The organism is Allorhizobium sonneratiae (genome assembly GCF_023700755.1).
In the GTDB taxonomy this organism is placed as follows: domain Bacteria; phylum Pseudomonadota; class Alphaproteobacteria; order Rhizobiales; family Rhizobiaceae; genus Allorhizobium; species Allorhizobium sonneratiae.
Window position 1 is genome coordinate 1 of record NZ_JAMKOJ010000019.1, and the last position, 10,142, is coordinate 10,142.

The 10,142-nt window shown below is 51.7% G+C and carries 10 protein-coding genes and 1 pseudogene; 10 read left to right on the forward strand and 1 reads right to left on the reverse strand.

Annotated elements, in window-relative coordinates:
- The 4 genes from NAC44_RS20825 to NAC44_RS20840 form a co-directional block, all read left to right on the forward strand.
- Window positions 1-876, forward strand: an 876-nt coding sequence (locus NAC44_RS20825) for a transposase (protein WP_250943562.1), incomplete at its 5' end; no start/stop codon positions are given.
- A gap of 148 nt (window positions 877-1,024) precedes the next feature.
- Window positions 1,025-1,324 (forward strand): hypothetical protein, encoded by a 300-nt coding sequence (locus NAC44_RS20830; protein WP_250943564.1) that lies wholly within the window; start codon window positions 1,025-1,027, stop codon window positions 1,322-1,324.
- A gap of 444 nt (window positions 1,325-1,768) precedes the next feature.
- A complete protein-coding gene (locus NAC44_RS20835) occupies window positions 1,769-2,860 on the forward strand; it encodes a SagB/ThcOx family dehydrogenase (protein ID WP_250943565.1) in 1,092 nt (363 codons plus the stop codon).
- A gap of 4 nt (window positions 2,861-2,864) precedes the next feature.
- Window positions 2,865-4,046: an MFS transporter gene (locus NAC44_RS20840; protein WP_250943567.1), complete on the forward strand. Its 1,182-nt coding sequence runs from the start codon at window positions 2,865-2,867 to the stop codon at window positions 4,044-4,046.
- Between the two features lie 74 nt (window positions 4,047-4,120).
- Here the strand turns inward: NAC44_RS20840 and NAC44_RS20845 are convergent.
- Window positions 4,121-4,872 (reverse strand): annotated as a pseudogene (locus tag NAC44_RS20845) (IS6 family transposase).
- A gap of 218 nt (window positions 4,873-5,090) precedes the next feature.
- On the opposite strand from NAC44_RS20845, the gene NAC44_RS20850 reads away from it, so the two are divergent.
- The 6 genes from NAC44_RS20850 to repC all read left to right on the forward strand — a co-directional run bounded on the left by NAC44_RS20850 (window position 5,091) and on the right by repC (window position 9,977).
- A complete protein-coding gene (locus tag NAC44_RS20850; RefSeq protein WP_250943568.1) occupies window positions 5,091-5,378 on the forward strand; it encodes a hypothetical protein in 288 nt (95 codons plus the stop codon).
- A gap of 126 nt (window positions 5,379-5,504) precedes the next feature.
- Entirely contained in the window at window positions 5,505-5,792 is a 288-nt protein-coding gene (locus NAC44_RS20855; RefSeq protein WP_250943570.1) for a type II toxin-antitoxin system RelE/ParE family toxin, read from the forward strand.
- A complete protein-coding gene (locus tag NAC44_RS20860; protein ID WP_250943571.1) occupies window positions 5,793-6,086 on the forward strand; it encodes an addiction module antidote protein in 294 nt (97 codons plus the stop codon).
- A 271-nt stretch (window positions 6,087-6,357) separates the two neighbouring features.
- Complete coding sequence (gene repA / locus NAC44_RS20865) at window positions 6,358-7,545, forward strand: plasmid partitioning protein RepA (protein ID WP_250943573.1); 1,188 nt, start codon at window positions 6,358-6,360, stop codon at window positions 7,543-7,545.
- A 77-nt stretch (window positions 7,546-7,622) separates the two neighbouring features.
- Window positions 7,623-8,603 (forward strand): plasmid partitioning protein RepB, encoded by a 981-nt coding sequence (gene repB / locus NAC44_RS20870; protein WP_250943575.1) that lies wholly within the window; start codon window positions 7,623-7,625, stop codon window positions 8,601-8,603.
- 156 nt (window positions 8,604-8,759) lie between these two features.
- A complete protein-coding gene (gene repC, locus NAC44_RS20875; protein WP_250943576.1) occupies window positions 8,760-9,977 on the forward strand; it encodes a plasmid replication protein RepC in 1,218 nt (405 codons plus the stop codon).
- Window positions 9,978-10,142: the final 165 nt, after the last annotated feature.

Sequence of the window (10,142 nt, forward strand, 5' to 3'; positions counted from 1 at the left end):
CTCCAGCGCTCTGTCGCCGATCAGTCAATTTTTTGCAACAGAGCCAAATATGGAAATGAACCCGGCCTCAAGGCTTACACTCACGTCAACGACCAGTTCGCGCCGTTCGCATCACAAACTATTCCTGCGACAGTCAGCGAGGCCCCATACATCCTGGATGGCCTGCTGATGAATGAGACAGGTCGGCAGGTTGGAGAGCAATATGCGGATACGGCAGGCTTTACCGATCACCTGTTCGGGACCAGTGGCATGCTCGGATACCGCCTTGTCCTGCGCATCCGCGATTTACCCTCGAAGCGCCTTTACGTGTTCAATCCAGCAGGGACACCTAAGGATCTGCGCAAACTGGTCGGCGGCAAGATCCGCGAGGAATTGATCATCGCGAACTGGCCCGACCTGTTTCGATGCGCCGCGACCATGGCTGCTGGCAAGATCAAGCCGAGCCAGTTGCTCCGCAAGCTTGCCTCCTATCCTCGCCAGAACGATCTGGCGGTTGCGCTGCGTGAGGTTGGCCGCGTGGAGCGGACACTCTTTATTATAGAGTGGATCCTCGACACGGACATGCAGCGGCGTGCTCAGATCGGCCTCAACAAGGGCGAGGCCCACCACGCTCTCAAGAATGCGCTGCGTATCGGTCGCCAGGGTGAAATCCGTGACCGCACCACCGAGGGCCAGCATTACCGCATCGCCGGGCTGAACCTGCTCACCGCAATCATCATCTACTGGAACACCCTCCATCTCGGCCAAGCGGTCGCAGAGCGCCGGAATGAAGGACTTGATGTGCCGCCTGAACTTCTGGCGCATATCTCTCCGCTGGGTTGGGCACATATACTACTGACCGGCGAATATCTCTGGCCCAACGCCGCAACAGCTTAGAGTGTCATTTCGCCCCCAGCCGGAACCGACCCCAGCTATTGCCCGGCCAATACACCATCGGCGCTCGATGGTACGGGTCCGGATACCGCTTCCGCGTCAATATCAGTGACGCCGGAAAGCCCCATTTTGTGCCGGAGGAGGCCAAGGGGTGAACGTCGAGCAGGCCGCGCAGCTTTTGCCGAAGATCCGTGACACGCTGGCCAATGCCGCGCCGGAATGGTCCGTCACGGTGGACCAAAAAACCGGCATGAGGATCATCCTCACCCGCGAAAGCGCGGCTTTCCCGGCGATTGCGGTGGCAAAGCTGGCGGCGCATCCGCCGTTTGACGATGCGGAGCTGATCGTCAACGCCTATCGCAATGTGTCAGCCCTCATCACCCTGCTCGACCGTCGCGGCCAGCAAAAATCTTTGCGACAAGCCCCCAGCCAACTACGACACCCCCGATGAAGGATCCGTGCACCAAGGCTATTCGAAAAGGGAATACCAAGAGGCATTTTCAATGACCCTTGTCATAATTTCACCATAAATTTACAAAAAAATACTTGTGTGATTATTATTAACATAATCACTTTANATTCGAAAAGGGAATACCAAGAGGCATTTTCAATGACCCTTGTCATAATTTCACCATAAATTTACAAAAAAATACTTGTGTGATTATTATTAACATAATCACTTTATTAGGGGTTACTGTTGATATAATCACTTCAATATATCCGTATTAACTTAAAGGAGAATTGAAATGAAAAAAGTATCCAAAAGCTTCCCTGAAAAAGCAAATCTCGCAGCGCTTGTTTTTGATTCCAATGGCATTTGTTAAAATTTAAGTTGGGAACGCTCAAGAAATTGAGCGTTCCTTTCGGAGGTTGTATTTGCTTTGATAGGTGGATCATGGGTGCCTATAGAATATCTGGAGACATTCTAATATATTTTAGCTTGAACAAACCATACCTGATAAACACAAAGTCACACGAAGAATTTGAGATAAATGACAGTGAGCTCATATCAGAAATCGGCCGATTTTCGATAAGTGGTGAGGTAAAGGACTCTGTTAAGGAGGTGTTGCTTGAAAATGGCATCCTTGTTCCCAAAGATCGGGATGAACCATTGTCTAAATTTGGAAATGATTTTCTAGACCTTTTCCATAAAGGAAGTAATGATGTTCTCAATGAATTAAACACCTTGTCTCCAACAGAGTATGCGCTAACCTACCTTGAATCCTGTACATTGATTGAGGGACATAAGCCGCCGGAGCGAAAGAAGCAAAACCCAATAAATGGTTGCGAATCGATCCCTCTACCTGACTATGATTTGTTTTTTTTAAAAAATTGCTCTTTATTCAGCGCTCTGGACAAGAGAAAAACCGTTAGGGAATTTTCTCCATTTAAATCTAATATGCAGGATCTATCCAATCTTTTATTTACAGCTTTTGGTTATTTCCATCAGCACAAGGAAGGCGAGTTTGAAGAGTATAAGCCTTTTAAAAGGCGATCTTCACCTTCTGGCGGATGCTTGCAGTCGATTGAAGCATTTGTTTGCGTCTTTAATGTGAGCGGGCTTAAAAATGGAATTTACTGGTACGACGCAGAACATCATAGCCTTTTGACCGTTCACGATGAGATTAGCTATGATGACTTGTCTGCAATGCTTGCATCACAGTTTTTTGGAGAAAATTGCTCGTTCGGAATATTTTTGGCGGCCAATCTTGAACGATTTACATGGAAGTACAAAACGACCCGTGCTTATCGGGTTGTCAGCATGGAGGTCGGCCACTTTTCGCAAACAGCTCAGCTTTGTGCCGCCGCTCTTCAGTTGAACACATGGATAACCGGCGCTTTTAACGATTCGAAAATCGAGCAGATTCTCAAAATTGATCAAGAACAATCCATTCCATTATTTTTCTTAGCTTTTGGTAATGGTCGATATCGCAGAATGCATTCGCTGATGGAACAGCAAGCCCAAAGATTCAAATCGAAAGATTAGAACCTTGAGCAGCACCAGTCGTTTTTTTAAGGCAGGGTGTTATTTTTCATTTGCGATGATGTCCGCTGGGGCAATTATGAATGTGTCCAAAATCGCAATTAATGACGCGCTTGGCCCATCATTCTTGGGAATTTTGTCCGCTATTAGCGTCATCACCCTGCTCTCTTTTGATGTTTTATTTTCTTACATTGCAGACCGCAAAAGTCGGCGCGCCACAGCATCGCTTGCGATGCTGTGCTTTTCCTTTTTTTCGCTGTCCATGCTCCATATCTCCCCTATTATAATGATCGCCGCAGCCTTTTTCTTGGGGCTGGCGAACGCATCTTTTAACGGTCTGGCCGGTGCCTTCCTTATGGACATATTCCATGATAAAATCGAGCGATTAAAATGGTTTCCACGTTTAAACATTATACTTTTGGTTGGTTCACTCTCGGGCAATATTGTGGGCCTTTTTATATTTCAGGAAAGCCCGACAGCGTTGTGGGTTCTGGCGGCTTCCTGTTTTATCGGGCTAAGCGCGATTACATTTTTATTTTTGGATCAAAACACACTTGTCACCAATAAAGCTGCTGGTTTTTCCTTCTATAATTTTCTTTTGACCATTCAATCGTTTAACCTGACTTTAAAAGATAAAATCATTTACGTTGAAACGTTGCTCATCAAAATGCTTTTCATGAGCATTCAGACTTACTGGATTGCTTTTTTTTCGTTCAAAGACGCCCATTCTTTATGGGTTTTAGCGCTTGTGACGAGTGCCATCATGATCACCCAAATTATAGCAAATGCTGTTATGAATTTGATAACACAATATGCCCTTGGTGTTTTGATCACCGTTTTTTCAATTTTAGCAATCGCACTCAACTTGATATTGCCGTGTAACCCTTTCATCTATACGTTTATGATTGCGATGAGCTTCACGATTTCAGCAATAGCCAATAATATATCTTACGTATATTTTCAAAATCAGTTAGGCAACCATGAAAGAGGGACGTTCAGTTCGCTCCTCACGACCATCTCATCAATCGCCGGAGCGGTTCTTCTTGTCATGTTGGCGCCTTTCATGAAAGTGCAATTCATGTTTATTATCATGGTTTTGTTTGTGTTGATGAGTGTATTGTTTCTTTCGATTGCAAAAATGTGCGCCATGGTGTCCGACATCAGCGCCCATGAGACAGAATTGGTTTAATTGAGAAGAGAGGATTTCGGGGCTTGTCGCAAAGATTTTTGCAGACCGCGATGATCCCCTAAATGGTGTGGACTCTACGCTTTGTTAACTTTTTGAAGTCCGAAGAGGTGTGCGAGCAGATCGTTCTGGTCGTTGACGGTCCAATCGCCGATGAAGCCGAAGCCCTTTCGCTGCCACAACATCGCCTCGAAGCCGGCGATTGTTCACTGTGCCGTTTTGAAGGACTGGAAGCCGCCGATCTTCGGCATGTTTTTCTTCACGCGGAATTGGTCGCTCTCGATGCCTTGTTGAAGATGTTTGGTGACATAGTGGACTGGCTCCGGCCTGAGAAGCGCATCCTCCACGGATGTCTTGATCGTTGAGGAGAAGGTATTGGCGCCATCCGTGCCGATCTTTTCCGGTGAGAGCAATGGTTCGTCCTTGAGCATCTTGCGGAAAAAGCGCTTGGCAGCATCGAGGTCGCGCCTCGCGGTGAGCAAGAAGTCGACCGGGTTTCCGTGCTTGTCAATGGCCGGTACAGATAATGCCACTTCCCGCGGATTTTCACCTAGGTTTCGTCAACACGGACAGATCCGTAATGAGGTTGGCGAAACTGGCGCAGCTGTTTCTCGATCATCGGCGCGTAGGCCAGGACCCAGCGGTTGATCGTGCTGTGATCAACCTCGAACCCACGCTCGCAGAACATCTCTTCCAGGTCTCGATAGCTAAGCGGATAGCGCAGGTACCAAGTCACTGCCTGCACAAACAGCCACACCTCGAAATGCCGCCCCTTGAAATCATCCTTCGACTGGCGCTTCAGCTTCTCCGCAATGGCATTCAGAATCATCGCTACGCTCCACTACTTCGGGAGCGGAATTTCTCCGGCTGTGGTCAACAAGCCGTTAACCGGCAAAATTTGCGACAAGCCCCAGTGAGCGACGCAGAGTCCCATAAGCCATCTTATGCAGCAAAGGCAGATCTGGATTTTTCAAAAAACTATTTTTAGGGCTTGCCAAAGCACGCTCTTAAATTGTTCTCCTTGTTATTATCAACGAGGAATAATGCATGACCAAACAAGAAGAGTTTATGTGGATCGTACAGACCGCAATTTTAGCAAACGGGATCAATCTTGCCTCTAGAGAAGATACCCGTGACAGCTATATCGAAACGTATTCTAGCACCGGCGTAAGGATCGTAATGCGCGAGGCGATTCGAGCAAGCAGGCTCATACCACAAACCATGGATGCGGCTGATGCTGCTGATGAATTTTGTATATGGATGTTCCGAAACCATCAGGACACACTCAGGAAAGATAACCCGAAGGCGAATGTACCGAAGTGGTTTTCCCGATAATCCCCCTCCCCTCCCCTCCCCTCCCCTGAAGCCGTCCGCCGAGGCGGTTTTTTTATATCTCAAATTTTGTAATCTATAGTTCACATTTTGATTGACGTCTTTCGATTTGTATTCTATAGATTACACATGATCGAAGTTCGCAAAACACAGTCTTTCACCGATTGGCTCAAGTCTCTCAAGGACGTTCGCGCCAAGGCCCGCATACAGGTTCGCATTGACCGGCTTTCTCTTGGGCTGCTCGGCGACGCGAAATTCTTCGACGGCATTGGTGAGCTGCGTATCGATTATGGCCCCGGCTATAGGGTTTATTTCGTTCAACGTGGCAAGGAAATCATCATTTTGCTTTCCGGTGGCGACAAGAGCACTCAGGCCAAAGACATCAAGAAAGCCAAGGAAATGGCGAAGGAGGTTTAAATGGCAATCGAAACCACAGCATGGGATAGCGCCGAATTTCTGGATAGCCCGGAAGCCGTGGCCGCCTATCTTGAAGCCGCCCTGGAAGACGGCGACCCAAAAGTGGTGGCCGTCGCGCTTGGCAATATCGCCAGAGCCAGAGGCATGAGCAGCGTTGCCGCCGAGGCCGGAATTACGAGGGAAGCGCTTTACAAATCGCTTTCCAAACGCGGTGACCCTAAATTGTCTACGCTGCTTTCGGTCATGTCGGCGCTGGGGCTCAGGCTCACCGTGGCGAGCAAAGACGCCGCCTGAAATTGTTGCGTTATTCTCCACAAAGCCGCCCTTCCGCAGGGCGGCTTTTTCTTTGTCATCTCTTCCCGTCAACCGAAAAGCTTTCAAACTATCACACCGCGAAAACCCCACGCCCCTTTTGAAAAAGCATCGCACCCGCGCGTCCCCATACACACCCCTGACGTTAACCTTTGCTTAACTAAAAATCTCTTGGCAGACTCGCTGTTATGGTGGATATTGTCGGCAATTCGCTTTTAGGCGGCGTTTTATCGTCAAAATGGGATAGAGAGTAATGAGCGTTTTCCCGAAGTTTGAGCTGGATGACAAGATATTGTCTCAGGGCGCGGAGATTTCGCGCAAGCTGGATCAATTGCGGCAGGAGAAGTTTCCGCCGGATGCGCGCAAAACCTTGCGGCCTTTCACCACAGCCGAAGTGGCGCATTATCTTGGCGTCAGCACAAGCAACCTGAAACACCTGCATCTCAATGGCAAGGGTCCCATGCCGATGACAGCGGCGGGCGGTCGCCGTCTTTATACCGCCGAGCAGATGCAGGAGCTGCGTCATTATCTGGACAAGACCGGCAAGGCCGAGGCCAAGAAATATGTGCCGCACCGCAAGCCCGGCGACAAGCTCCAGGTCATTGCCGTGGTCAACTTCAAGGGCGGATCGGGCAAGACCACCACCGCCGCCCACCTCGCCCAGCACCTCTCACTCACCGGCCATCGCGTGCTGGCGCTGGACCTCGACCCGCAGGCCTCGCTTTCGGCCATGCACGGTTTCCAGCCGGAGCTGGACCGCAACCCATCCCTTTATGATGCCATCCGCTTTGACAGCCAGCGCCAACCCCTCAGCGCCATCATCTCCCCGACCAATTTCCCCGGCCTCGATATCGTGCCTGCCAATCTGGAATTGCAGGAATATGAATATGATGTGCCGCTTGCCATGCAGTCCGGCAATGAGGGCAAGCGGTTTTTTGCGCGGCTAGGGCAGGCGCTGGCCGAGGTCGATGAGCGCTATGATGTGGTGGTGATCGACTGCCCGCCACAGCTTGGCTACCTCACCCTGACAGCCATCACCGCCGCCACCGCCATGCTGATTACCGTGCATCCGCAAATGCTCGATCTCATGTCGATGTCGCAGTTTCTGCTGATGCTTGGCAATATCACCCGCACCATTCGCAAGGCAGGCGCCAGCGTGCAGCTGGACTGGCTGCGCTATCTCATCACCCGCTTTGAGCCGTCAGACGTGCCGCAAATGCAGATGCTTGGATTTATGCAATCCATGTTTGCCGAGGAAATCCTGAAAAGCCCGATGGTCAAGACCACGGCGATCTCTGATGCGGCCCTGACAAAGCAGACGCTCTATGAAGTCGAGAAGGCTGATTTCAGCCGCGGCACGTATGACCGCGCCATCGAATGCATGGATGCCGTTAATTTTGAGGTGCAAGGGCTGATCCATAAAGCATGGGGGCGCATGTAAACCCATGTTGACCGCCGTCAAAACATCGAAATTCATACATCATTTCAACATTCTAGGCTTTGGAGGGGCAAAAGGTTATGGCGCGTAAAAACCCGTTTGCCGCTGTTATGGGGCCGGAAAACGCCCAGCCCGCCGCACCATTGCCGGATATGCCGGTGCGCGGCGCATCGAAATCGCTGCTCAACTCGATAGAGGAGCTTGGCTCTTTTGCCGACAAGCTGCGTGAAGGTCACACCGTCATCGAGCTGGACACGTCGATCCTTGATCCGTCCTTTGTCGATGACCGCATGGAGGATGACGCGCAAGAGTTTGAGGCGCTGTTTTGCGCCATCCGTGATCACGGCCAATCGACCCCGATCCTTGTACGCCCTCACCCGCAAAAATCTGGCCGCTATATGGTGGTATACGGTCACCGGCGCTGGCGGGTGGCCGAGGCGCTTGGCCGCAAGGTGCTGGCCGTGGTCAAGGACCTGGCCGACGCCGAACATGTGATCATTCAGGGGCAGGAAAATTCCGCCCGCGCCAATCTTTCCTTTATTGAGCGCGCACTCTTTGCTCACCGGCTGGCGCGCTTGCATTATGACAATGACAACAGCCTTGTGTGCCAGGCGCTTTCTGTTGATCGCGCCGTCCTGTCGAAAATGCTGTCTGTGGCCGCCATTGACGAAGATATATTGGCAGCCATCGGCCCGGCAAAAGGCATCGGTCGAGATCGCTGGTATCAGCTGAAACTTCTTCTGGAAAAACCGGCCCATCTTGCCGCCGCCCAGGCGTTGATTGCCGAGGACGGCTTTCGTGCAGCAGATCCCGATCAGCGATTCGAACGGCTGGTGAAGCACGTCAAACAAAGCGGCAAACCGGCCAAGGCACCGCGCAAAGCAGAGAAATGGGCAACGGAAGATAAGCGGCTGGTTGCCAATATGGAGAGCGACGGCAAGCAATTTACCTTGGCGCTCAAGGCGAAAGATGCCGCAGGATTTGGTGATTACCTGTCGAAAAACCTGCCATCGCTTTACGAGGCGTACCGCAAGACTACAATCGACACGAAACAGGAGTGAGTCGCAAAAAGGAAAAGGCCCCCAACGGCGAACCGTGGAAGCCCTCTCTGATATGAACACCCAGAGAATCGCAAATCCACGAATCATAGTCAAGAGTCTTTGACGCCGCTTTGGCGTGTCTGCTTCTTTTTGCCTTTAGGAAAGGCGAAGGAAACGATGACCCATGTGCAGATAACGACGCCCTTCGGGCGGCGGCCGGCGAAGCTATCGCTGGTAAAAGGCCAGATCGACCGGGCCGAAGCAAAGCCGGGCAGGGCGGTGGATAAGTGGAAAGTCTTCCGCGATGCCTGTGAAGCCCGCGAAAAGTTTGGCCTGCAGGATCGATCGCTTGCCGTGCTGAATGCACTGTTGAGCTTTTACCCGGAAACAGAGCTTTCCGAAGAGAACGGGCTTGTGGTTTTCCCATCGAATGCACAACTGGCCATTCGTGCGCATGGCATTTCCGGCAGCACGCTGCGCCGGGCGCTGGCCGCTTTGGTCGAGGCGGGTCTGATCGAGCGGCGCGACAGCCCGAATGGCAAGCGCTATGCCCATCGCGGTCGGGCAGGGGAGATCGAGGAGGCTTTCGGCTTTAGCCTGGAACCGCTGCTTGTCCGCGCTGGCGAACTGGCCCAGCTGGCGCAGGCCGTGGCCGAGGAGGCGCGCGCCTACAAGCGGGCAAAGGAAGCACTGACCATCTGCCGCCGGGATGTGCGCAAGCTGATTTCGGCAGCCATGGATGAGGGCGCGGACGGGAATTGGTCCGCGATGGAGGACCATTATATCCGCATCATCGCCCGCCTGCCCCGCCGTCCATCCATGGTGGAGCTTGTCGATATCCGCGATGAAATGGAGCTTTTGCGCGAGGAAATCGTCAACCGACTGGAAATATTGCTGAAATCCAGAAATATGCACGCCAATGCTGCCCAGAATGACGGCCACATACAGAATTCAAAACCTGAATCTACCTATGAATTTGAATCAAATGGCTATGAAAATATAGAAGCGGAAACGCCGAAGACAAAACCGCCAGGGCGCCGGCAGCCGGAAACCTATCCCTTAAGCATGGTGTTGAGGGCTTGCCCGCAGATTGCCGATTATGGGCCGGACGGGGCGGTGACAAGCTGGCGCGATCTGATGGCGGCGGCTGTCGTGGTACGATCCATGCTTGGCGTCAGCCCATCGGCCTATCAGGAGGCCTGTGATGCCATGGGCGCGGAACAGGCGGCGATCACCATGGCCGCCATTCTGGAGCGGGCAGGGCATATCAATTCGGCAGGTGGCTATCTGCGCAGCCTGACCGCCAAGGCAGAGGCAGGGGCGTTTTCGCTGGGGCCGGTGTTGATGGCGTTGTTGCGGCAGGTGGGCGAGGGGCCGAGGATGAGGCTGGGGTGATAAAAGCCCTTGAACATTTAAGTGGCACTTATAGGGGTCGTTTGCGGTAGGGGGCAAAATCCTAGCATTTCGCCCCCTACCGGAACTGACCCCATTAAGAAAGGACATTAAAATGATAACGGCTCTGTTGCAAAAAATTGACTGATCGGCGACAGAGCGCTGGAG

Coding starts and splice junctions, on each gene's coding strand:
- NAC44_RS20835 (WP_250943565.1), top strand. CDS start 1,769: ATGGGTGCCTATAGAATATCTGGAGACATTCTAATATATTTTAGCTTG.
- NAC44_RS20850 (WP_250943568.1), top strand. CDS start 5,091: ATGACCAAACAAGAAGAGTTTATGTGGATCGTACAGACCGCAATTTTA.
- NAC44_RS20855 (WP_250943570.1), top strand. CDS start 5,505: ATGATCGAAGTTCGCAAAACACAGTCTTTCACCGATTGGCTCAAGTCT.
- NAC44_RS20860 (WP_250943571.1), top strand. CDS start 5,793: ATGGCAATCGAAACCACAGCATGGGATAGCGCCGAATTTCTGGATAGC.
- repA (WP_250943573.1), top strand. CDS start 6,358: ATGAGCGTTTTCCCGAAGTTTGAGCTGGATGACAAGATATTGTCTCAG.
- repB (WP_250943575.1), top strand. CDS start 7,623: ATGGCGCGTAAAAACCCGTTTGCCGCTGTTATGGGGCCGGAAAACGCC.
- repC (WP_250943576.1), top strand. CDS start 8,760: ATGACCCATGTGCAGATAACGACGCCCTTCGGGCGGCGGCCGGCGAAG.